The organism is Amycolatopsis rubida, from assembly GCF_900115345.1.
Classification (GTDB): Bacteria; Actinomycetota; Actinomycetes; order Mycobacteriales; family Pseudonocardiaceae; genus Amycolatopsis; species Amycolatopsis rubida.
In genome coordinates, this window is sequence record NZ_FOWC01000007.1 from 257,002 (window position 1) to 280,739 (window position 23,738).

The 23,738-nt window shown below is 70.0% G+C and carries 16 protein-coding genes; 7 read left to right on the top strand and 9 right to left on the bottom strand.

The window, feature by feature from the left end; all coding sequences use genetic code 11:
* Window position 1: 1 nt before the first annotated feature.
* Both BM362_RS26475 and BM362_RS26480 read left to right on the top strand, forming a co-directional pair.
* On the top strand, window positions 2–871 hold the full coding sequence (locus BM362_RS26475) for a helix-turn-helix transcriptional regulator (RefSeq protein ID WP_093574969.1): 870 nt from the start codon (window positions 2–4) through the stop codon (window positions 869–871).
* Window positions 868–1,473, top strand: coding sequence for a short chain dehydrogenase (locus BM362_RS26480; RefSeq protein WP_067588773.1), 606 nt, complete (start codon window positions 868–870; stop codon window positions 1,471–1,473). Before BM362_RS26475 ends, BM362_RS26480 begins: the two co-directional genes overlap by 4 nt.
* A 704-nt stretch (window positions 1,474–2,177) precedes the next feature.
* On the opposite strand, the gene mptB is transcribed toward BM362_RS26480, so the two are convergent.
* The 5 genes from mptB to BM362_RS26510 form a co-directional block, all read right to left on the bottom strand.
* Window positions 2,178–3,728 carry a polyprenol phosphomannose-dependent alpha 1,6 mannosyltransferase MptB gene (gene mptB, locus BM362_RS26490; protein ID WP_093574970.1) on the bottom strand — a complete coding sequence of 517 codons (1,551 nt, stop codon included), beginning with the start codon at window positions 3,726–3,728 and terminating at the stop codon, window positions 2,178–2,180.
* Window positions 3,729–3,804: 76 nt separating this feature from the next.
* Window positions 3,805–5,457 (bottom strand): nickel ABC transporter ATP-binding protein NikE, encoded by a 1,653-nt coding sequence (nikE, locus tag BM362_RS26495; protein WP_093574971.1) that lies wholly within the window; start codon window positions 5,455–5,457, stop codon window positions 3,805–3,807.
* On the bottom strand, window positions 5,454–6,368 hold the full coding sequence (locus tag BM362_RS26500; protein ID WP_093574972.1) for an ABC transporter permease: 915 nt from the start codon (window positions 6,366–6,368) through the stop codon (window positions 5,454–5,456). The genes nikE and BM362_RS26500 overlap by 4 nt, the downstream gene beginning before the upstream one ends.
* Complete coding sequence (locus BM362_RS26505) at window positions 6,365–7,393, bottom strand: ABC transporter permease (protein ID WP_093574973.1); 1,029 nt, start codon at window positions 7,391–7,393, stop codon at window positions 6,365–6,367. Before BM362_RS26505 ends, BM362_RS26500 begins: the two co-directional genes overlap by 4 nt.
* Window positions 7,394–7,670: 277 nt before the next feature.
* On the bottom strand, window positions 7,671–9,446 hold the full coding sequence (locus BM362_RS26510) for an ABC transporter substrate-binding protein (protein WP_244287295.1): 1,776 nt from the start codon (window positions 9,444–9,446) through the stop codon (window positions 7,671–7,673).
* A gap of 188 nt (window positions 9,447–9,634) precedes the next feature.
* On the opposite strand from BM362_RS26510, the gene BM362_RS26515 reads away from it, so the two are divergent.
* Both BM362_RS26515 and BM362_RS26520 read left to right on the top strand, forming a co-directional pair.
* The gene (locus BM362_RS26515) at window positions 9,635–10,462 is read left to right on the top strand and encodes a M55 family metallopeptidase (protein ID WP_093574975.1); all 828 of its coding nucleotides are present in this window, start codon (window positions 9,635–9,637) and stop codon (window positions 10,460–10,462) included.
* Window positions 10,455–11,759: a M20/M25/M40 family metallo-hydrolase gene (locus tag BM362_RS26520; protein ID WP_093574976.1), complete on the top strand. Its 1,305-nt coding sequence runs from the start codon at window positions 10,455–10,457 to the stop codon at window positions 11,757–11,759. Before BM362_RS26515 ends, BM362_RS26520 begins: the two co-directional genes overlap by 8 nt.
* 43 nt (window positions 11,760–11,802) lie before the next feature.
* On the opposite strand, the gene BM362_RS26525 is transcribed toward BM362_RS26520, so the two are convergent.
* On the bottom strand, window positions 11,803–12,438 hold the full coding sequence (locus BM362_RS26525; protein WP_093574977.1) for a class I SAM-dependent methyltransferase: 636 nt from the start codon (window positions 12,436–12,438) through the stop codon (window positions 11,803–11,805).
* Window positions 12,438–13,094: a class I SAM-dependent methyltransferase gene (locus tag BM362_RS26530; protein WP_067588789.1), complete on the bottom strand. Its 657-nt coding sequence runs from the start codon at window positions 13,092–13,094 to the stop codon at window positions 12,438–12,440. Before BM362_RS26530 ends, BM362_RS26525 begins: the two co-directional genes overlap by 1 nt.
* A gap of 518 nt (window positions 13,095–13,612) precedes the next feature.
* Here BM362_RS26530 and BM362_RS26535 point away from each other — a divergent pair.
* From BM362_RS26535 to BM362_RS26545, 3 genes are all read left to right on the top strand, one after another.
* Window positions 13,613–17,920, top strand: a complete 4,308-nt coding sequence (locus tag BM362_RS26535; protein WP_093575109.1) for a GH92 family glycosyl hydrolase — start codon at window positions 13,613–13,615, stop codon at window positions 17,918–17,920.
* A 153-nt stretch (window positions 17,921–18,073) separates the two neighbouring features.
* Window positions 18,074–18,475 carry a GNAT family N-acetyltransferase gene (locus tag BM362_RS26540; RefSeq protein WP_067588791.1) on the top strand — a complete coding sequence of 134 codons (402 nt, stop codon included), beginning with the start codon at window positions 18,074–18,076 and terminating at the stop codon, window positions 18,473–18,475.
* 30 nt (window positions 18,476–18,505) lie between these two features.
* Window positions 18,506–21,631 (top strand): GH92 family glycosyl hydrolase, encoded by a 3,126-nt coding sequence (locus BM362_RS26545; RefSeq protein ID WP_093575110.1) that lies wholly within the window; start codon window positions 18,506–18,508, stop codon window positions 21,629–21,631.
* Window positions 21,632–21,644: 13 nt separating this feature from the next.
* Here BM362_RS26545 and BM362_RS26550 read toward each other — a convergent pair whose 3' ends face one another.
* On the bottom strand, window positions 21,645–22,439 hold the full coding sequence (locus BM362_RS26550) for an enoyl-CoA hydratase/isomerase family protein (protein WP_067588793.1): 795 nt from the start codon (window positions 22,437–22,439) through the stop codon (window positions 21,645–21,647).
* The gene (locus tag BM362_RS26555; protein WP_244287296.1) at window positions 22,439–23,719 is read right to left on the bottom strand and encodes a CaiB/BaiF CoA transferase family protein; all 1,281 of its coding nucleotides are present in this window, start codon (window positions 23,717–23,719) and stop codon (window positions 22,439–22,441) included. Before BM362_RS26555 ends, BM362_RS26550 begins: the two co-directional genes overlap by 1 nt.
* Window positions 23,720–23,738 lie beyond the last annotated feature (19 nt).

A 23,738-nucleotide genomic window follows, 5' to 3' on the forward strand; every position in this document is an offset into this window, starting at 1 on the left:
GGTGAGCAACGGAAGCAAGGAACTGGGCGGTTTCCTGCGCAGCCGCCGCGAGCGGTTGACGCCGGAGGTCGCGGGCATCGCGCCCGGCGGGACCCGGCGGGCGGTTCCCGGGCTGCGCCGGGAGGAACTGGCCGAGCTGGCCGGGGTCAGCGCCAGCTACTACACGCGGCTTGAGCAGGGGGCCAGCAGCAGCGCCTCGGACGCGGTGATCGACGCGCTGGCCGCGGCGTTGCGGCTGGATCCGGTCGAGCACGAGCACCTGCGGAACCTGGCCGCGCCCCGGCGGGCGGCCCGGCCGCGGTCCCGGCGGACCAAGCTGCGGCCCGCCGTGCGGGATCTGCTCGCGGCGATGTCCGCGGTCCCGGCGGTGGTGATCGACCACCGGGCCGAGGTGCTGGCGTGGAACCGGCTCGGGCACGCGCTGCTGGCCGGGCACGTCGCGTTCGAGGCCCCGGACGAGCGGACCCGGCCGAACATCGCGCGGATGCTGTTCCTCGACCCGCATCATCGTGCGCTGTACCGGGATTGGGCGGCCAAGGCGTCGGTCACCGTCGCGGCACTGCATCAGGCGGTCGCGCGGCGCCGGGACGATCCGGTGCTCGAACAGCTTGTCGGGCGGCTGGCTGTGGAGAGCCCGGAGTTCGCCCGCATGTGGGCCAAGCGCCCGGTCCGGACCTGCTCGTACTACGTGCGCGAACTCGACCACCCAGTGGTCGGACGTCTGACTCTCGCGAACGAAACGGTCACGCTGCCCGACGACGATCAGCAGCTCGGCCTGTTCTATGCCCTCCCGGGCACTCCGGACGCGGACGCGCTCGCGTTGCTGACCCGGAGCTTTGCCGAACCTGTGACGAAGGAGAACGTGCGGTGAGGATTCTTGTGGTCGGCGGAGCCGGGACGATCGGGCGACGGCTGGTGCCGGAACTGCGGTCGCGCGGGCACGAAGTCATCGTGGCCGGGCGGTCCTCGGGCGAGGTGCGCGTCGATCTGGCCGAGCCGGAGACGATCGCGGCGATGTACCGCGAGGCCGGTGCGGTGGACGCGGTCGTCAGCATCGCCGCGCACGGTGCGTTGGACGAGTTCGCGAAGCTGACGTCGGCGGAGCTGCACGAGAACATGCGGGCCAAGTTCTACGGGCAGGTCGAGCTGGTCCTTCAAGGACAGCATCATGCGGCGGACGGCGCGTCGTTCACGCTGACGTCCGGGATTTTCGCCGACGAGGCGTGGCCGCACGTCACCGGCGGCGGGGTGATCAGCGGGGCGCTGCACAGCTTCGTGCTGTCGGCGGCGATCGAGCTGCCGCGCGGGATGCGGGTCAACGCGGTCAGCCCGACGATGATCGGCGATTCGGCGGAGGAGTTCGGCGAGCATTTCCCGGGGATGCGCCCGGTCCCGATGGACGAACTGGTGCGGCACTACCTGAACTGCGTCGAAAGCGACGTCACCGGGACGGTCGTCCGGGCCTACGCTTGACCGGGTTCGGCAAGACTCTTGCCTTTGACCGGCCAGACATCGGATGTACTGCGCCGCCGGTCGATATGTGCCCCTTTCGTTCCTGTTCGGAAAGGACACTCCGCGATGCCGGAATCCCCGGGTTTTCCGCTGAAGGACGGGTTGAAGGCGTTCGAGGCGGATCGCGGAGGTCCGCATCCGGGCCGGGAAGTACGTGGCGGTGGAGGAAAGTCACTACCGGTTCAGCATCTGGCGCGACGACCGTGACCCCACGGGCGGCGGGGATCGGCAGCGGACCGAGACGAAGGGCATGGTGCAGAACGATTCCGCGCTGAAGATGCACGACGGCGAGACGTGGAAGCGGTCCTACGAGATGTTCGTCCCGGCGAGCCCGCACGGGACACGCACATCCGGCGAACGACGGTCCGTGGCTGACGCTCGGTCTGGTCCGGGACGGCGGTGTGGAGATGATTTCCGCTCGCGCGTACGCGAATCCGGGGTCGCCGTCGATCGCGGCGGCGAAGCTGGCTCCGTTGCGGGAAACGTAGACGACGCTCACCCCGGGCGACGCGGGCGCGAGTCAGGCACGCCGCCGCACAGGGGCGCAAGACCGGGGTGAAGCTGCCGGACCGGGGCGACTACGTGCGGCCGAAGTGGGGCATCTACCGCTCGGACCGCAGGTAGCGGTCGTGAGTGGTGGCGCCGGTTAGAACCGGCGCCACCACTCACGACGACTTCGGGAGGAATTCCTCGTCCTTCGGCTTCTTCCGCCAGGCCGCGACGAGGCCGAGCGGGTCGGGGCGCAGCAGCGACGCGGCGGCGTAGAGGCTGACCACGACGACGATCGCGATGAACCACCAGTCGTAGAGCGCCTGCTCCCCCGTCGGGTAGTACACGAGCGTCACGAACACCGAGATGGCCACGATCGCCGACAGGTTCCGCCGTTCCCACGGGAACGCCGAGATCAGCACGAAGCCCCAGGTGAGGTACCAGGGCAGGGTCGGCGGCATGAGGATCGCGACGGCCAGCAGCGTGATCGCGGCGCGGTAGACGGCTTCCTTGCCGCCGCCGCGGGCGAGCCACCACTGGCGGACGCCGAACGCGACGAGGCCGACCATCGCGATGGCGCGGGCGACGGTGACGAACGGCGAGGGCTGGACGTTGGCGATGAGGTGGACGAGGTTGTAGACCGCCTCGCCGATGCCGCTGGGGAAGTTCAGCCAGTTGGTGATGAGCTGCGGGGCCTTGAGACCGGACCACCAGCCGAGGTTGAGCGAGCCGAGCGAGACCCAGGTGCCGACGACGAACACCGGCAGGAACAGCCCGACCGCCGCGGCCCCGGCCTTGAAGAAGTTCTTCGTCTTCGACGGGCCGGCCATGTCCGCGGCCCACATCCAGACCATGAACGGCAGCGCGACGGCGGCGGTCGGCTTGATCAGCATGCCGACGGTGACGAGCACGACCGCGACGACGTGCTTGCGTTCGAGCGCGGCGAGCATCCCGATGGTGAGGAAGCCGAGCATCATCAGGTCGTTGTGCGGGCCGCCGAAGAGGTGGATGACCATCATCGGGCTGGCGACCGCGACCCACAGCGCGACCGGGAGCTTCCCGCCGAGGTGCTTGACGAGCCGCGGCAGCGCCCACAGCGTCATGCCGAGCCCGACGAGCAGGACGAGCCGGGTGAGGATGACGCCGGCGATCATGTGGTCCTGGGTGATCGCGACGATGCCCTTGGAGATCAGCAGGAACAGCGGCCCGTACGGCGCGGGCGTGGTCTGCCACAGCGGGTGCACGTTCTGCACGACGTTCGGCAGCACGGGCAGCTCGGCGGGGCCGTTGGCGTACGGGTCGAGCCCGTAGAGCAGCTGCGCGCCCTGGCCGAGATAGGAGAAGACGTCGCGGGTGAACAGCGGCGGCGACACGATCAGCGGCGCCATCCAGCACAGCGCGGCGATCAGGATCGGCTTGCTGCCGATGCGCCCGGCGAGCGCGTAGCGGCCGAGCCGGACCCACGCCCACACGACGAGGCCGAAGCCGCTGCAGAGCAGCGCGTTGGCGAGCGCCCGGCCGTGGCCGTAGCGGACCCAGGACAGCGGGCCGTGGCCGAGGACGGGGTCGCGGATGAGGATGCCGCCCGCGCCGAGCGCGGCGAGCATGAGGAGGGCGCTTCCGACCGTGCCCATGGCGATGGTGCGGTAGGGGAAGCGCGCGGGCGTCAGGAACCGCCGGTCGAGACTGCCGGCGTTCGGCTGCGCGTCGTCGATAGTAGTGGCCATTTCGATCCAGGAGATTACCGGGTGCAGTCGGCTGGGCCCGCACGGGCTCCGGGCGCGCGCCCGGAGCGGGCCGCGGTCAGCGGTCGGCCGCGGTCCGCTGCGCGGTGCCCCCGGGGAGCGCCGCGAGCAGCGACTTCGTGTACTCGTGCTGCGGGTCGAGCAGGACCTGTTCGACGGTACCTGTTTCGACGAGTTCGCCGCGGTACATCACCGCGACCCGGTCGGCGATGTTCCAGGCAAGGCCGAGGTCGTGGGTGATGACGAGGGCGGAGAGGCCGAGCCTGCGGCGCAGCCGGAGCAGCAGCGCGAGGATTTCGCCGCGCACGGACGCGTCCAGCGAGGCCACCGGCTCGTCGGCGAGCAGCAGCGACGGTGCGAGCGCGAGGGCTCCGGCGATGACGACGCGCTGGCGCTGGCCGCCGGACAGCTCGTGCGGGAGCCGGTCGAGGTATTTCTCCGGCGGGCGCAGTTCGGCGGATTCGAGGGCGCCCAGCACGATGTCGCGTTCGTGGGGCAGCCCGTGGATGCGCGGGCCTTCGGCGACCGCCTCGTACACCGTGTGGGCCGGGTTCAGCGCGCTCGTCGGGTCCTGGAGCACGAGCTGGACTTCCCGCCGGTACGCCCGCAGCCCGGCCCCGGACGAGGGCACCGGTTTGCCCGCGTAGCCGACCGTGCCGGACTCGGGTTTCTGCAGTCCGAGCAGCGTGCGGGCGAGGGTGGTCTTGCCGGAGCCGGACTGGCCGACCAGCGCGACGATCTCGTCCCGCCGGACCTCCAGATTCACCCCGTTGACCGCGCGGATCCGCTTGCCCTTGCGGTCGCGGAACGTGACGTGCAGGTTCTCGGCGGCGAGCAGCGGCGCGTCGTCGGAGCCGGTGCGTTCCTCCGGTTCCGGCGGCAGCGGCGTGGCGGTGGCCGGGGCGTAGCGCGAGACCGGGTCGCCGACCGTCGGGAACGCCGCCGCGAGCGCTTTGCTGTGTTCGTGCCGCGGCGACGACATCAGCTCGGCGCTGGGCCGCTCCTCGACGAGTTCGCCGTCGTACATCACCGCGATGCGTTCGCAGGTGGCGGCGAGCACGGACAGGTCGTGGCTGATCATGATCAGCCCGATGCCGCGTTCGGCGACGAGTTTCGACAGCACCGACAGCACCTGGGCCTGCACGATGACGTCGAGCGCGGTGGTGGGTTCGTCGGCGATGACCAGCCGCGGTTCGCACGCCAGCGCCATCGCGATCATCACGCGCTGTTTCTGCCCGCCGGACAGTTCGTGCGGGTAGGCGCCCGCCCGCGAGCGCGGCAGGTCGACCTGTTCGAGCAGTTCGGTGACGCGTGCCTGCACCTGTGCTTCGGACTGCGCTCTGCCCTCGGGCGCGTGCAGCCGGATCGGTTCGGCGATCTGCTCGCCGACGCGGCGGACCGGGTTGAGCGCGTGCATCGCGCCCTGGAACACGACCGACGCCTCGGCCCAGCGGACCGCGCGCAGCCGTCCCCAGCGCATGTCGTTGACGTCCTCGCCGTCGAGCAGGATCTCGCCGGTGATCTTCGCGCTGCGCGGCAGGAGCCGGAGCACGCTCATCGCGACGGTGGATTTGCCGGATCCGGACTCCCCCGCGACGCCGAGCGTGCCGCCCGCGTCGAGGCGCAGGTCGACGCCGCGGACCGCGGGGACGTCGCCGCCGCCGGTGCGGTAGGTGACGCCGAGGTTTTTCAGTTCGAGCAGCGCGGTCACGAGTGCCGTCCTTTGAGCCGCGGGTTCAGCACGGTTTCCAGCCCGCGGCCGACGAGGGTGAACATCAGCACGACGAGCACGATCGCGATGCCCGGCGGGAGCAGGTTCCACCAGGCGCCGCGGGTGACCGCGCCGTTGTTGAGGGCGGTTTCCAGCATCGCGCCCCAGGAGATCGAGGTGGGGTCGCCGACGCCGAGGAACGAGAGGGTGGCGTCGGCGATGACCGCGTTGCCGACCACGAGGGTGGTGTTGGCGAGCACGAGCGGGGCGACGCCGGGCAGCACGTGTTTGGTGATCACGTGCAGGTGGCCGCCGCCGAGCGCGCGGGCGCGTTCGATGTAGGGGCGGCTTTCGATGGTGAGGGTCTGCGCCCGGACCAGCCGCGCGGTGCTCGGCCAGGCGGTGACGCCGATGGCGAGCACGATCGTCCAGATCCCTTGCGGCAGCACGGCCGCGAGCGCGATCGCCAGCACCAGCGACGGCAGGACGAGGAAGAAGTCGGTGAACCGCAACAGGATCGCCGACGCCCAGCCGCCGAAGTGCGCGGCGGTGATGCCGATCAGGGTGCCGATGAACACGCTGAGCACGGTCGCGCAGAACCCGACGAGCAGCGAGATCCTGGTGCCCCACAAGGTCATCAGCAGCACCGAGCGGCCGTCGATGTCGGTGCCGAGCCAGAATCGGCCATCCGGCGGGCTGAGCGGTTTTCCGGTGACGCGGGTGACGTCGAGGCCGCTCTGGTCGCTGATCAGCGGCAGCGCCAGAGCGAGCAGCACGGTGAGCACGAGCAGGAGAAGCCCGGCGAGCGCGGCTTTCTGCGTCGCGAACTCGTGCCAGGTGCGCGCGATTCCGGCGCGTCGGCGGCGCCACGCGATCGCACGGGCGCTCTCGGCGGTCGTTCCGGCGGTCATGCGGTACGCACCCTCGGGTCGAGCACGCGGTAGAGCAGCTCCGCGAACAGGTTCATCAGGACGACGGCGCTGGCGAGGACGATGAAGACCCCTTGCAGCACCGGAAGGTCCGGGCCGTGCAGCGCGTCGTAGGTGAGCTGGCCGAGTCCGGGCCAGCTGAACACCGCTTCCACGGTGACCGCGCCGGCGACCACCATGCCGAACTGCATGAAGATCAGCGTCACGGTGGGCAGCAGCGCGTTCGGGACCGCGTGCCGTCGCCGGACGAGGTCGTCGCGCAGGCCTTTCGCGCGGGCGGTGGTCAGGTAGTCGGCGTTCATCTCGCCGAGCAGCGACGAGCGCATCACCAGCATGTACTGCGCGTAGAAGACCGCGAGCAGCGTCAGGCACGGCAGGATCAGGTGGTGCAGCACGTCGACGCTCTGGGCGAAGAAGCCGGGCCCCGCGTCGGGCGAGTGCATGCCGCGGCTGGGGAACACGCCGTTGGTGGCGACGAGCAGCAGCAGGCCGAGCCAGAACTGCGGCACCGACCACAACGTCAACGCGATCCCGGTCTGCGCGCGGTCGAAGAAGCTGTCGCGCTTCCACGCCGCGCGGATGCCGAGCCACATCCCGAGCGCGACAGCCAGGACGGTCGCGCTGCCGACGAGCAGCACGGTCGGCCACAGCCGTTCGCCGATCATGTCCAGCACCGGGCGGCGTTCGATGTAGGACTCGCCGAAGTCGCCTTGGAACAGGCCGGCGAAGTAGTTCCCGAACTGCGCGAGGACGGGCTTGTCGATGCCGAGCCGTTCGCGCAGCTCGGCGATCTGGCCGGGATCGGTGGGCCGCTCGCGCGCCATGAACGCGACCGGGTCGCCGGGGAGCAGCCGGAACAGGAAGAACCCGAGGACGATCACGAGAAACACGCTGGCGACCGCTTCGGCGATCTTCGTGAGGACGAACCGGAGGGTCCCGGTCCCGCCTCGGCGCTCGTCGGGATCGGCGAGCACCGAGGCCTGGTCCGGCGCTAGCGCTTGGCTCACCCGCGCTTCCCCCTCCGCTGGACGGTCCGGCTGGCCGGGAAGGGCCCCCGCACGGCCGCAACTACCGCTGAAATGCCCGCTTTATGGCCATACAGCCGCTTCTTCAGGTCCCTGAGGGTTTCCCTCACGAACGGGCAAACCCCGCCTGCCAGGTCCGGCCTGTGGCACCGGCTCACGTCCCTGGCATCGGACGTGGCTGCCGTGAAGGACCTGGATTCCCGCAAAGGGCCCTTCACGGACCGCCGGACCGGGGTTGGCGATGTGTGCGGCATCGGGTTCACTCCCGGTCTTCGGCGGACTTGCCGCGGCGGGACAGCGCGATGCCGCCGCCCACGAGCACGACGAGCACGACTGCGCCGACGACGATCCACACCGTCGTTCCGGAACCGCTGTCCGAGGAAGCGGCCGACGCGTCGGCGGGGACCGCGCCGTACACGCCCCAGTAGGCGGTCTGCTCGAGGATCGAGCCCTCGGGCTGCGGCTGCTTGCCGAAGGAGGAGAACTTGTCGGATCGGTAGGCCTCAAGCGCGTCGTCGTAGTCGTAGACGACGTTCACCGCCTGGCTGTAGAGCCGCGCCTGGGCCTGCTTGACGTAGCCGGCGCGGACGCCCGGGTCGGTTTCGGCGAGCTGCTTGGCGTAGAGCGCGTCGTACTGCGGGTCGCAGAAGAACGTGTCGGTGGTGCCGCCCTTGCCTTCGGCGTTCGGCCGCGCGGCGCAGGTGTGCAGGGCCAGCGAGTAGTCCGGGTCCGGGTTGTTCGCGTAGCCGGAGATCGCGAGGTCGTAATTGCCCGCGTTGGTGCGGTCGTTCAGCTCGTCGTCGGAGACGAGTTCCTGCTTCACCGAGATGCCGATGTCGTGCAGCCACCCGGTGATGTACTGGGCGAGACGCTGGTCGGGCGCGCGGTTCGCGTGTCCGGTGAGGCGCAGTTCGAGGCGCGCGCCGCCGGGCGCGGTGCGGATGCCGTCCTGGCCCTTCGGGTAGCCGGCCGCGTCGAGCGCGGCGTTCGCGGCGGCGAGGTCGAACTTGCGCGCCTCCCCCGGCGCGGGATCCCAGTGGTAGGCCGAGTAGATCGGCGGGATCACGCCGCCGCCGGGCTGGGCGTAGCCGCCGGCGACCTTGTCCACGATCGTCTTGATGTCGATCGACTGCGCGATCGCCTGGCGCACCCGGAGGTCCTTGAGCACCGGGTTGCCGTTGCCGATCGGCTTGTTCTCCGCGTTCTCGACGCCGAAGTTGATGTTGAGCGCGTTGTAGCGGCGGCCCGGCGCCTTGTTCAGCTCGATGTTCGGCTGGCCCTTGAGCGCGTCGAACTGGGTCGGGGTGAGCCGGTTGATCACGTCGACCTCGCCCTGCTTGAGGGCGTTCACCGCGGCCTCGACGTCCTTGAACACCAGCAGCTGCAGCTCGTCGACCTTGGGCGCGCCGCGCCAGTAGTTCTTGTTGGCCTTGAACTTGACGTATTCGTTCTGCTTGTACTCGGTGATCTGGTACGGCCCGTCGTCGACGCCGACGACCGGGATGGTGTCGGTCTTCGGGTCGCTCAGGTCCTTGATCCGCGACCACACGTGCTCGGGCACGATCGGGACGTCGAGCAGGGTCATCGACGACTGGACGGTCTTGGTCTTGATCACCAGCGTGGCGTCGTCGGGCGCCTTCACCGACTCGAAGCTCGCGACGTAGTTGCCGTTCGCGGTGCGCGCGGTGGCGTCGGTGAGCATCCGGTTGAACGTGAACGCGGCGTCCTTCGCGGTGACCGGCTGCCCGTCGGACCACTTCGCGCCCTGGCGGATCTTGAACGTCCAGGTCAGCTTGTCCGGCGACGTGGTCCACGATTCGGCGAGCGCCGGGGCGGCCTCGGCCTTGTCCTGCGACGGGATCGTCAGGAACTCGTAGATGAACCGGCCGACCTGGGTCGACGCGGCGAGCCCGGCGGTGAACGGGTTCAAGTGGTCGATACCAGTGGTCAACGCGACCCGCAGCACCTTCGGCTGCGCCTGCTGCTGCGCTGTCGCAGTGCCCGCCAGCGGCAGAATCGCCAGCGTTCCCGCCATCACGACACCGAAAACGCGGCGCAACCCGTGCCGCCTGTGCTTATTTCGCACTTCAGAACCACCCCATCGTCAATCCCCGACCCCAGAGACGAAAAGTAACCACATACGGCGGGAAGCGCGCAATATGTGACGGTGCCGCTGCGTGTCCGATCGTTATGCGCGCGACGCGGATCACTAGAGTGCCCGGCATGCGGATCCTGATCTCGGCCGACATGGAAGGCGCCACGGGGGTCACCTGGACCGACGACGTCGTGCCCGGGAGCCCGCAGTGGCAGCGGTTCCGGGGCATGTTCACCGGCGACGTCAACGCGGTCCTGGCCGGCCTGTACGCGGCGGGGGCGACGGACGTGCTCGTCAACGAAGCGCACTCGTCGCAGCGCAACCTGCTGCTGGAAGACCTCGACGAACGCGCGCGGATGCTGACCGGGCGGCACAAGCCGCTGTCGATGATGCAAGGCATCGATTCCGGTGTGGACGGTGTGGTGTTCCTCGGCTACCACGCCGGGGCCGGGTTCGACGGCGTCCTGTCGCACACGTACCTGGAAAACCAGATCACCGGCGTGTGGCTGGACGACGTGCCCGCGAGCGAGGGCAGGCTGAACGCGGCGATGGCGGGCGAGTACGGCGTGCCGGTGCTGCTGGTCAGCGGCGACGACCAGACCTGCGAGGACGCGCGCGACTACGCGCCGGACGCGGAACTGGTGCAGGTCAAGGAATGCGTGAGCCGGTACGCGGCGATCTGCCTGCCGCCGGCGCGCACGGCGAAGCTGCTGGAGGCGGGCGCGCGGGAGTCGATGACGCTGGCCGGGCGGACCGAGCGGACGCCGGGACGGCACCGGATCGAGGTCGAGTTCGACGCGAGCCATCTGGCGCAGGCGACCGCGGTGATCCCGACCGTGGAGCAGACCGGGACGCGCCGGGTCGCGTTCGAGGCGCCGAGCATGACCGAGGCGATGAAGGCGTTCAAGGTGGTCACGGCCATCGCGGCAGGGGCGGTGCAGGGCATTTATGGCTGAGCTCGACGTTGTTTCGCTGTGCGCGGACCTGATCCGGTTCGACACCACCAACTACGGCGGCGGGGAGGCGGCGGGCGAACGGCTCGCCGCCGAGTACGTCGCCGAATTCCTTGACCGGCACGGGGTTCCGGCGCGGATCCTGGAGCCCGAGCTCCAGCGGTCGAACGTCGTCGCGCGGATTCCGGGCACCGATCCGACGCTGCCCGCGCTGCTCGTGCAGGGGCATCTGGACGTGGTGCCCGCTCGCGCCGCCGATTGGTCTGTACCGCCGTTTTCCGGCGAGGTGCGGGACGGGTTCCTGTGGGGCCGGGGCGCGGTCGACATGAAGGATTTCTGCGCGATGGTGCTGGCCGCTGTCGCTTCCGGGCTGCGGCCGCGGCGGGATCTCGTGCTGGCGTTCGTGGCCGACGAGGAGGACCGCGGCGACTACGGAGCGCACTGGCTGGTCAAGGAGCACGCGGACCTGTTCGAGGGCTGCGCGGCGGCGATCAGCGAGTCCGGCGGGTACAGCTATCACGTGCCCGCCGCGGACGGCCGGAAAGTGCGGCTGTACCCGGTCGGCACGGCCGAGCGCGGCACCGCGCACCTGCGGCTGACCGCGAGCGGGCGGGCCGGGCACGGGTCGCGGCCGAATGCGGAGAACGCGGTCGTGCGGCTGGTCGGGGCGTTGCAGCGGATCGCGGACCATCGCTGGCCGGTGCAGTTGACGCCGACCGTGCGCGCGTTCCTGGAACGGACTGGCGCCGCTTTGGGCGTGCCGGTGGATCTTTCTTCGGGCGACGCGGTCGACGAAACCGTGGCGCGGCTGGGGACGGCCGGGTCGCTAGTGGTGCCGACGGTGCGCAACAGCACCACGCCGACGATGCTCGACGCCGGGTACAAGGTGAACGTGATCCCGTCGACGGCGACCGCGCAGGTCGACGTCCGGGTCTTGCCGGGGACCGAGGACGACCTGTTCGCGGTGGTGGATTCGTTGCTGGGCGAGGGCGTCACGCGGGAATTCGTGGCGCATCAGCCGCCGGTGCAGGCTCCGGTCGATTCGCCGTGGTTCGACTCGATGACGCAAGCGCTGCGGGCGGAGGACCCGGAGGCGGTGGTGGTGCCGTACTGCATGGGCGGCGGGACCGACGCGAAAGCCTTCACCCAGCTGGGGATGGCGTGCTACGGCTTCGCTCCCCTGGCGCTGCCGGAAGGCTTCCCGTACCGGGCGATGGCGCACGGCGTGGACGAGCGGGTGCCGGTGGACGGGCTGCGGTTCGGGACGCGGGTGCTGACGCGTTTCCTCCAGGACTGCTGAGCCGCTCGTGAGTGTTGATCACGGTTCCGACCGTGCTCAACACTCACGACGCCCCGCCCCGCTCGACCGTCGCCAGCCACGCGGGAAGCCCGTCCAGCGCGAACCTGGCGACGATCCGGCTGTCCCGCAAAGTTTCGATCCGCCACCCGGCCTCGCTCCGGAACGCCGCTTCGAGTTCAGCTCGGGCGACCGGATGCGGTCCGGCGTCCCCGTCCGTTTCCCGGAAGCACAGGACGTGCAGTCTCGCGCCCGGTTCGGTGACGGACGCGAGACTGTCGACGTAGGCCAGCCGTTCCTCGGTGTCGAAGGTGTGGAACAGGCCGCAGTCGAGGACGGTGCCGAAGGTCCGGTCCAAAGCGGACAGCCGGAACGCGTCGCCGACGGCGAATTCGGCCGGGATCCCCCGGTCACGCGCTTTCTCTTTCGCTTGCACCACTGCGGTTTCCGCTATGTCGACGCCCACAATGGACAGTCCGGCGGCGGCCAGGTGCAGCGCGTTCTCGCCGGTGCCGCAGCCGGCGTCGAGGACCGTGCCGCGGAATGCCCCTTCGGCGGCGAGTTCGACGATCGCCGGCTGCGGGCGGGCGAGGTCCCACGGCGCCGGACCGTCCTGATAGGACGCGTCCCACGGACGCCCGGCGCGGCGTTCGTGGCTGGTCGCGGGACGGTCCTCGGGCATCAGCGGGTGAACTCCGCCCACCAGCGGCTGTCGTCGCGGACGCGCCGCAGCGAGGTCGCGGTGACGCCGTCTCGGGCGAAGGACTCGACTTCGGCTTTGCTGAGCGGCCACGGCGGCCCGGACCAGGTGTCGAGGTCGATGCTTTCCTCGGCGACCGCGCCGACGACGAGCGTTCCGCCCGGCGCGACGAAACCGGACACCGAGGCGATGGCCGGGTCGTGGACGTCCTTGGGCATCGACTGGACGGTCATGATCTCCACGACCAGGTCGAAGGCGTAGTGGAATTCCGCGGGCGGGGTGAGCAGGTCCGCGGTGCGGTAGGAGACGACGGTGTCCGGGAAGCGGTTGAGCACGGCTTTGATCGCGCTGGGCGACACGTCGAAGGCGGACGTCTCGTATCCGGCGGCGGCGAGGAGTTCGGCGTCGTCGGCCATCCCGCAGCCGACGACGAGCGCGCGACGCCCGTGGCCGGGTCGCCCGGCGATCCAGGCGGCGAGTTCCGGCGAGGGCTCGCCGCGGTACCACGGCAGGACGGCCTCGCCCGCTTCCGCCGCGGCGTAGAGGGGCTCGAACCACCCGGTGGGGTCGCCGTTGGCGAGGGCGAGTCCGGCCCGGCGGCGGGCGTCCTCGTCGGGATCGATGGCGTCGTCTGGCATGGACTCTGTTATACCCGCCGGGTCTGGGCGCGGGTGCGCTCGACTGGCCGAGCGCCGACGGCTTCCCCGACCGGCCCGAGCCTCCCCCGTGCAGTTTCCCGGCGCCCTCGCGCGGCGATGCCCAGCATCGGGCTGGGCCGCCTCGCCGACCGCACCTCATCTGCCCGCGCGCCGTCGACGCTGCGCCCGCCCACCGACTGCACGCGAGCTGTGCGTGAGGGGAACCCTCAGGGAATCAGATTCCCTGAGGGTTCCCCTCACGCATCTCCGCAGCGCCTGCCGGGGCGACCCGCTGGGGAGAGTCCCGCACCCGCCGCACGCGAGATGCACCCGATGCCGCATGGGGGCCATCCGCCGGGCGGGCACCCGGTTGCCGTAGCGGGGACCGGGCAGGGTTGTCCGTTTCCGGTCAGGTTTGCGGGGCGGCCTTGACATCGATGTCACCCGCGCGTTGAGCTTCCGGGGCCCCGGGATGACCGAGTCCCGGGCCCCGATCCCCTGACGAACTGGGAGCAATGATGCCCCGAAGCGCCAGACCGTTGCACGCCGTGCTCGCCGCGGCGGTGGCGGCGGCGGGCCTGGTCGTCCTGCCCGCCGCGGCCGGTGCCGCGCCGGGCGAGGCCGCCCCGCCGGACTTCGTTTCTTCGTTCGAACCGAACGACCCGCAACCGATCCAGGATGCTGTCGACACCGATGCCGCCGGGAAGCCGCGGGCTTCGGGGGTGGACGGCGCGAACGGGACCGCGATCCCCGGCGACATCCGGGGCAAGGTCACCGACGTCAGCGCGACCAGCGAGAACACCGGCGGCGGCGAGGTCGCGGCGAATCTGATCGACGGAAGCACCGGCACGAAGTGGCTGTCGTGGGAGCCGGCCGCGTCGGTGACGTTCACGCTGTCGGAGCCGACGAAGATCACGCACTACGCGGTCTCCTCGGCCAACGACTCGCCCGGCCGCGACCCGCAGGACTGGACGCTGCGCGGTTCGGACGACGGCAAGACGTGGACCGATCTGGACAAGCAGTCGGGCCAGTCGTTCGGCAAGCGGTTCCAGCAGAACGACTACAAGCTGTCCGCCCCGAGCGCGCCGTACCGGTACTACCAGCTGGAAGTCACGCGCAACCACGGCGACGACATCATGCAGTTCTCGGAGCTGCTGCTGGCCAACGACGATCCGGCCCCGCCGCCGTTGCCGAACATGCGCAGCGTCGTGGATTCCGGCCCGAGCCAGGGCTACACCAACAAGAACCGGGTCGGGTTCACCGGCAAGAAGGCGTTCCGGTACTCCGGCAGCCAGCCCAAGGCCGGGCACGGCTACTCCTACAACAAGGTCTACGACGTCGACCTCCCGGTGACCGCGACGACCGAGCTGTCGTACAAGGTGCAGCCGCAGTTCGTCGAGGGCGATCTGAAGTACCCGAGCACGAACGTCGCGGTCGACCTGGACTTCACCGACGGCACGCGGCTGCGCGACCTCGGCGCGACCGACCAGTACGGGTTCCCGCTGACGCCGGAGGGCCAGGGCGCGAGCAAGGTCCTCTACGCGAACCAGTGGAACCTGGTGCGGTCGGCGATCGGGCGGGTCGCCGCGGGCAAGACGATCGACCGGATCGCGATCGGCTACGACAATCCGAACGGGCCGGCGCAGTTCGCGGGCTGGCTGGACGATCTGAAGATCTCCGCGACGCCGACGCCGCCTGCCAGCACCCGGCCCAGCGACAACGTGCTCACCACGCGCGGCACGCTCGCGAACGGCACGTTCTCGCGCGGCAACAACTTCCCGGCGACCGCGGTGCCGCACGGCTTCAACTTCTGGACTCCGGTGACCGACGCGGGTTCGGCGAGCTGGCTGTACAACTACCATTCGCAGAACAACGCGGACAATCTCCCGCAGTTGCAGGCGTTCAGCGTGAGCCACGAGCCGAGCCCGTGGATGGGCGACCGGCAGAGCTTCCAGGTGATGCCGTCGGCGGCGAGCGGGGTGCCGGAGGCGAACCGCGACAAGCGGGCGCTGCCGTTCACGCACGACAACGAGGTGGCGCGGGCGCATTACTACGGCGTCACGTTCCAGAACGGGATCAAGACCGAGATCGCGCCGGCGGATCACGCGGCGCTGCTCCGGTTCTCTTTCCCGGGCGCTGATTCCAGCCTGGTCTTCGACAACGTCAACAACTCCGGCGGGCTCACGCTCGACCCGGCGCACGGCACGCTCAGCGGGTACTCCGACGCGAAGAGCGGGCTGTCCGCGGGCGCCGGGCGGATGTTCGTCTACGCGACGTTCGACAAGCCCGTCACGACCGGCGGCAAGCTGACCGGGCAGAACCGCGACAACGTGACCGGCTATCTGCGGTTCGACGCGGGCGCGGACAAGACGGTGACGATGCGGATCGCGACGTCGCTGATCAGCGTGGACCAGGCGAAGAAGAACCTGGATCAGGAGATCGCCCCGAACGCCGGGTTCGACTCGGTGCGGGACGCGGCGCAGCAGGCGTGGGACAAGCAGCTCGGCGTGATCGAGGTCGAGGGCGCGTCGAAGGACCAGCTGGAGACGCTGTACTCCAACCTGTACCGGCTGTTCCTGTACCCGAACGAGGGCTTCGAGAACGCCGGCACGAAGGAGGCGCCGAAGTACCGGTACGCGAGCCCGGTGTCGCCGAAGACCGGCACGGACACCGCGACGCAGACCGGGTCGAAGGTCGTCGACGGGCAGACGTATGTGAACAACGGCTTCTGGGACACCTACCGGACCACCTGGCCCGCCTACTCGCTGCTCACGCCGGACATGGCGGGCAAGATGGTGGACGGTTTCGTGCAGCAGTACCGCGACGGCGGCTGGATCGCGCGCTGGTCCTCCCCCGGTTACGCGGACCTGATGACCGGCACCAGCTCGGATGTCGCGTTCGCCGACGCCTACCAGAAGGGCGTGACGAACTTCGATGTCGAGTCGGCCTACGACGCGGCGTTGAAGAACGGGACGGTGACGCCGCCGAACTCGGCGGTCGGCCGCAAGGGTCTGGACCAGTCGGAGTTCCTGGGCTACACGCCGAATTCGACCGGCGAGGGCTTCTCGTGGGCGATCGAGGGCTACGTCAACGACTTCGGCATCGCGAACCTGTCGAAGAAGCTGTACGACCAGGCCAAGGCGGACGATCCGCGCAAGGCGGAGTACCTGGAGAACTACCAGTACTTCACCAGCCGGGCGCAGCAGTACGTGAACCTGTTCGACCCGAGCACCGGGTTCTTCCAGGGCAAGGACGCGAGCGGGAAGTTCACGAAGGCCAAGGCCGGCTACGACCCTCGCCAGTGGGGCGGGGACTACACCGAGACCGACGGCTGGAACATGGCCTTCACCGTGCCGCAGGACGGGCAGGGGCTGGCGAATCTCTACGGCGGCAAGGACAAGCTGGGCGCGAAGCTCGACCAGTTCTTCGCCGACCAGGAGACCGCGAACTTCCCGGGCAGCTACGGCGGCGTGATCCACGAGATGCGGGAGGCGCGGGACGTGCGGATGGGCCAGTACGGCCACTCCAACCAGCCCTCGCACCACATCCTTTACATGTACGACTACGCGGGCCAGCCGGCGAAGACGCAGGCGAAGGTGCGCGAAGCGGTGTCGCGGCTGTACACCGGCAGTGAGTTGGGCCAGGGCTACGCGGGCGACGAGGACAACGGCGAGATGTCCGCGTGGTACGTGTTCAGCGCGCTGGGCTTCTACCCGCTGCAGATGGGCAGCCCGGACTACGCGATCGGGTCGCCGCTGTTCACCAAGGCGACTGTGCACCTGCCCGGCGGGGACCTGGTGATCAACGCGCCGAAGAACTCGGCGAAGAACGTCTATGTCCAGGGCCTGAAGGTCAACGGGAAGAACTGGACGTCGACGTCGCTGCCGCACGACGTGCTCGCCCACGGCGCCACGCTCGACTTCGACATGGGCCCGAACCCGTCGACGTGGGGCACCGGCGCGGGCGACGCGCCGAAGTCGATCACCACGGGCGACGCGGTTCCGACGCCGCTGCACGACGAAACCGGACCGGGGCTGGGCACGCTGTCCACTTCGGACGGTTCGGACGCGTCGGCGTTGCTGGACAACACCTCGCGCACGCAGGCGAAGGTGACCGGTGCGGTGCAGTACCAGCTGAAGTCGACCGACGAGGCGGTCACCCACTACACGCTCACCTCCGGCACCGGAGCGGGCGACGCGAAGAGCTGGACGCTGAAGGGGTCTTATGACGGGAAGACCTGGACGGTCGCCGATCAGCAGACCGACCAGTCGTTCCAGTGGCGGCAGCAGACCCGGGCGTTCGCGGTGAAGAACCCGGCGCATTACGCCTACTACCGGCTGGAGGTCACCGCGGCCACCGGCGGTCCGGCGACACTGGCGGAGTTCGAGCTGCTGGGCCGTCCGGACGCGTCGTGCGGCAAGACGCTGACCGGCGTGCAGAACGGCCCGCTGACCGTGTCGAGCGGCGTGGTGTGCCTGAACGGCGCGACGGTGTCGGGTCCGGTGAGTGTGGCGCGCGGCGCTTCGCTGATCGTGCGCGGCGGGCAGATCAAGGGCCCGATCGCGGCGGCCGGTGCGGCGCAGGTGGTGCTGAACCGGACGAAGGTGGCCGGTCCGGTGTCGATCACCGGCAGCACCGGTCCGGTGTCGATCGAGCTGACCGACGTCTCCGGCCCGGTGAACCTGACCGGGAACCAGGGGCCGTTGATCGCGAGCAGCACCGTGGGCGGGCCGCTGGCCTGCACGGGCAACTCCCCCGCGCCGACGGATCACGACCTCGCCAACACCGTCCGCGGCCCGTCCGCCGGGCAGTGCGCGAAGTTCTGACCGGCCGATTCCAGGAAGATCGCCGCGGGCCAGGGGCTCGGATCCGTTCCGGGTTCCTGGCCCGCGGCAGATCGGCTCCTTGCCCGGGCAGCCGGCTTCGGTCCGGGTCGCGGCTGACGACGGTGCGGGATCCGCCGAGCTGCAGCTTATTGGGTGGCTGGTGCATCCAGCGCCGTGCGCGCCACCCTCACCGACGCCCAACTCGTCACTCTCACCGAAGCGCACGGCGGCCGTGCGGAACCCGGCTGGTGGGACCGGGCGAAGCGGCACAGTCTCGGCTGGGTCAGCGCGCACGACGGCGACACGTTGGTCGGCTTCGCGAACGTGGCGTGGGACGGCGCGGATCACGCGTTCCTGCTCGACCCGAAGGTCCACGGGGACTGGCAGCACCGCGGCATCGGCACCGAACTCGTCCGCCGGGCGAGGGACGCCGCGAGAGACGCGGGCTGCGAGTGGCTGCACGTGGACTTCGAACCGCATTTGCGCCCGTTCTACTTCGACGCTTGCGGCTTCGCTTCCACCGATGCGGGGTTGATCCGGTTCACCGCGAGCTGATCCGGTGCGGGAGCGATTACCGTGGGGACCGTGACCACGGCTGCGTTCTTCTCCTCGTTCGAAGCGGGCGATCCGCAGCCGCTCGCGGGGGCGCGGGTGGACAGCGGGCCGCGCCGGTCGCCGACCGCGAAGACCGGCGTCGGGTTCACCGGGTTGAAAGCCTTGCGCTATCAGGCCGGGCCCACCGTGACACTGTTCGAGGTGGACATTCCGGTCACTGACCACAGTGCACTGTCGTATGTGGTCTTCCCGGCCTCCGACGGTCCGGCGCCGAGCTACCGCAGCACGCACGTCGCGCTCGATGTCGAGTTCGACGACGGCAGCCGCGCCGGGTTCGCGCCGGACGCGAAAACGCTCTGCGTCGATCAGTGGAACCTGGTGCGTCGTCCGCTCAAAGCGTTCGCGGGACGGCGGGTGCGGCGGATCCTGCTGACGACCGCGTTCGACGGAGACGGGACGGGCTGGCTGGACGACGTCCGGATCGCCGGGCGTCCGCCGGAGCGCAAGGACCCGGTCGACTGGGTCCGCACGACCCGCGGCACGCATTCCAGCGGCGAGTTCTCCCGCGGCAACACCTTCCCGGCCACCGCTGTCCCGCACGGGTTCACCTTCTGGACCCCGGTCACCGACGCGCGGGCGCTGAACTGGTTCTACTCCTACCACCGGCACAATGACGCGCGGAACGAGCCGCGGCTGCAGGCGTTCGGGCTCAGCCATCAGCCGAGTCCGTGGATGGGCGACCGGCACACCTTTCACCTCATGCCCGGCACCGGCCCGGTCGAGCCGGACCGCGTGCGGCGTTCGCTGGCGTTCGGCCACGACGACGAGACCGACCGGCCGCACCATTACCGCGTGCGGTTCCGCGGCGGCATCACCGCCGAGGTCGCACCGGCCGAGCACGCGGCGATGTTCCGGTTCGCGTTCCCGTCCGGACGCGGCTGGGTGCTGTTCGACAACGCCCGCAACCGCGGCGGTCTTCGCATCGACGCCGAGCGCGGGATCGTCACCGGGCACACGTGGGTGCGAAGCGGGCTGTCGACCGGCGCGCGGCGGATGTTCGTCTACGCCGAAGCTGATCAGCGGCCCTCCGGCGGCGGGCGGATCCGGCGGCCGTTCTGGCGGACGGTGACCGGGAGCTTGGAGTTCGCCGCGTCCGAGATGACGCTGCGGATCGCGACGTCGCTGATCAGTCTCGCGCAGGCGAAACGCAACCTGGCGCTGGAAATCCCGGCGGGCACGACGTTCGACCGGGTCCGGGACCAGGCACGGGAACGCTGGCAGGAGGTGCTCGGCCGCGTCGAAGTGGAAGGCGCGTCCGAGGACGAGCTGACCACTTTCTACTCGTGCCTCTACCGGCTGTTCCTGTACCCGAACGTCGCGCACGAGAACACGCCGCGCGGCATCCGGCACGCGAGCCCGGTCGTGCGGAGTTTCCGGCCGAGCACGCGGCGGCGCACCGGCGCGAAGGTCGTCGACGGCGAGTTGTACGTCAACAACGGCTTCTGGGACACCTACCGCACCGCCTGGCCCGCGTACGCGCTGCTCGCGCCGCGCCAGTGCGGCCGGATGATCGACGGTTTCGTGCAGCAGTACCGCGAAGGCGGCTGGATCGCGCGTTGGTCCTCCCCTGGCTACGCCGACTTGATGACCGGCACCAGCTCCGATGTCGCGTTCGCCGACGCCTACTTGAAGGGCGTTACGAACTTCGACGTCGAAGCCGCCTACGACGCCGCGCTCAAGAACGCCACTGTCAGCCCGCCACGCAAAGGTGTCGGCCGCAAGGGGCTCGACCGCTCCGTGTTCCTCGGCTACACGCCGACCTCGACGCGCGGTGGCCTGTCCTGGGCGCTCGAAGGCTGTCTCAACGACTTCGGCCTCGCCAACCTGTCCGACGCGCTCGCCCGGGAAAGCAGCGGCGCGCGAGCCCGCCGGTTCGCCGACAACGCCGTCTACTTCCGCCAGCGCGCCCAGCATTACGCCAACCACTTCGACACACGGATCGGCTTCTTCCAGGGCCGCGGCCTCGACGGCGGCTGGCGGCACCCGGCTGACGGGTTCGACCCGACGGTGTGGGGTCCGGATTATGTGGAGACCAACGCCTGGAACACCGCGTTCTCCGTGCCGCACGACGGTCCCGGTCTCGCCGCGCTCCACGGCGGACCCGAAGCGCTGGAAGCGAAACTCGACGAGTTCTTCCGGCTCCCGGAGACCGGCCATGGCGGCCGGATCCACGAGATGACCGAGGCCCGGGACGTGCGGATGGGCCAATACGCGCATTCCAACCAGCCCTCGCACCACATCCCGTTCGTCTACGCCTTCACCGGGGCGCAGGCGAAACTGCAGCGGACCGTCCGCGAGGTGCTGCGGCGGCTGTACCTCGGCAGCGAACTCGGCCAGGGCTATCCCGGGGACGAGGACAACGGGGAAATGTCGGCCTGGTATGTCTTCACCTCCCTCGGTCTCTACCCGCTGGCGGTCGGCAGCCCGCGGTACGTGGTGTGCGCGCCGCTGTTCCGCTCCGCCACCGTGCACCTCGACAACGGAAAGGACCTGGTGATCCGAGCGCCCCGGGCCGCGACCGACACGCCTTACGTGCACGGCCTGACGGTCGACGGCGAACCGCACCCTTCGGCCACCCTCGCGCACGCGGTCCTCGCCCGCGGCGCGGTGCTGGAGTTCGACGTCCGCGCCGAGCCCGGCGACTGGGGCACGGAACCGGTCGCCCCGGTCGCCCCCGCGCCGCTGCGCGACCTCACCGTGCACGGCGTTCTGTCGGACGACACCAGCCGCACCCAAGCCGTCTTCCGCACGCCAAGGCCGACCATCGCCTTCACCGCCGAAGGCGAGCCGCGCGAGGTTGTGCTCTACACGCTCACCTCCGGCAGCCGCGCGGGCGATCCGAAGGACTGGGTGCTCGAAGGCTCCGACGACGGCCAGCAGTGGCGGATCCTGGACGAACGCTCCGGTGAGGTGTTCCGGTGGCGGCGCCAGACCCGGCCGTTCGTGCTCGCCGATCCCGCCGCGTGCCGGCACTACCGGCTGCGGGTCCGAGCCTCGACCCGGCGGCGCGTCGTCCTCGCCCAGTGGGAACTATTGGGCTTCGACGACCCGCCAGGGTCGCCGGATCGAAACTCTCCCTTCCCACCGCCGCGCTGAACCGGCGTCCCGTTCAGCCCGAAGGCGTGGAGCCGCGCCGGGACGGAAAGTCCGGGCGTCGACGGGCGGCGAAAGCGTCCAGCCCCGCACGAGCATCGGCCGAGGTGAAGGCCTTCTGACCGTAGAGAGCTTCACTGTGGAAGGCCTGATCCTGCGGGAGGTCGCCGAGACGGAGCACGGCCTCCTTCACTGTCGCCAGCGCGGTGCCGCTCTTTTCGGTCAGCCGGTGTGCCCGGCGGAGCGCTGTGTCCATCAGCTGCGCGGCCGGAACGACCTCGTTGAGCAATCCGTACCGCAACGCGCGCTCAGCCGTGATCCGGTCGCCTTCCAGCATGAGTTCCATCGCCCACACGTACGGGATCTGGCGAGCGAGCCGGGTGAGGGTGCCGCCTGCGGGCACGACCCCGACGCCGGTCTCGGGCAGGCCGAACTCGGCGGTCTCCGCCGCGATCCGGATCTCGGTCGAGAGCATGATCTCGAACCCGCCGCCGAGGCAGAGCCCGTTGACCGCGGCGATCACCGGCTTGAACAGCGTGGTGTGCTTCTGGTGCGCGCCGTCCCACTCCGAGATGTCGAAGCGTCCTTCGGCGAGCGCCGGGATCGACTCGGCGAGGTCGGCGCCGACGCAGAACGCCCGGTCGCCGCTGCCGGTGAGCACGGCGACCGCGATCGCGTCGTCGTCGCGCACCTCGTCGAACGCCGCGCCCAGCTCCTCGTACATCGCCAGGGTCAGCGCGTTGAGCTTGTCCGGCCGGTCGAACCGGATGACCGCGACGGCCCCGTCGCGGTCCAGGGTGATGCCGCCCATCAGATCGCGCCCTTCTCGCGCAGGTCCGCGATCTCCGCTTCGTCGAGGCCGGCGAGCGCGCGGAGCACGGTGTCGGAGTGCTCGCCGGTTTTCGGGGCCAGGCCGCGAGGCTGGGCGGGCGTTCCGCCGAGTTTGATGGGCGAGCCGAACATGCGCAGCTCGCCGAACTCCGGGTACTCGACGTCGACGACCATGTCGCGCGCGGCGATCTGCGGGTCCTCCACCACCTCGCCGATGTCCTTGACCGCGCTGAGCGGAACGGCGTCGCCGACGATCTCCTCCAGTTCGGTTTTCGTCTTGTCCGCGAACCACTCGTGCAGCAACGGCCGGATGCGCCGCTCGTAGACCGCGGGGTCGAACCGCTTGGCCATGGTGTCGATCTCCGGGTCCTCGACGAGTTCGGACCTGCCGAACAGATGGCAGGAAAGCCGCCAGAACTTGTCGGTGTAGCCGCCGAAGAACACGAACCCGTCCTTGCACGGGTAGAGCTCGTAGGGTTTGACGAACGGATGCTCGTTGCCCAGCGGCGACGGCACTTTCCCGTCGACTGTGTAGGAGACGACGGCGTTCTCGGTCAGGCTGAGCACCGAGTCCTGCTGCGACACGTCGACGAGCTGGCCCTCGCCGGTCCGCTCCGCGTGCCGCAGGGCGGCGAGGGTTCCGATGACGGCGTACATCGTCGCGGACAGATCGCCGATGATCGTGCCGACGCGCACCGGAGGCCGGTCGGCGAAGCCGTTCATCGACCACAGCCCGCCGGTCGCCTGTGCGCTGTTGTCGTAGGCGGGACGGCGGCGGTAGGGGCCGGTCTGCCCGTAGCCGGAGATCGCCGTGTACACCAGCCGCGGGTTTTCCTTCCGCAGCACGGGATAGCCGACGCCGAGCTTGTCCATCGTGCCGGGCCGGAAGTTCTCGACGAGGACGTCGGCGCTGCGCGCCAGCTTCCGCAGGGTCGCTTTTCCCTCCTCGGTGGACAGATCGAGGGTGAGGCCGAACTTGTTCCGGTTGAACTGCGCGAAGAACCCGCTGAACTTCTCCCCGGCCGCGGACTCCAGCACGGGCGGGAAGTCGCGGGCGTAGTCCGGGTCCTTCGGGTTCTCGATCTTGATCACGGTCGCGCCGAGGTCGGCGAGCAGCATCGAGCAGAACGGCCCGGCGACGACCCGCGTGATGTCCAGCACCACGATCCCGCGCAGCGCGCCGTGCGACTGCCCGCCTGGCAGCATCCCCGCGAGGGCCTCGTCCAGCGGGCTGCCGGACCTGCGGTCACTCGTGCTCATTGAAACTCCTGATCATCGG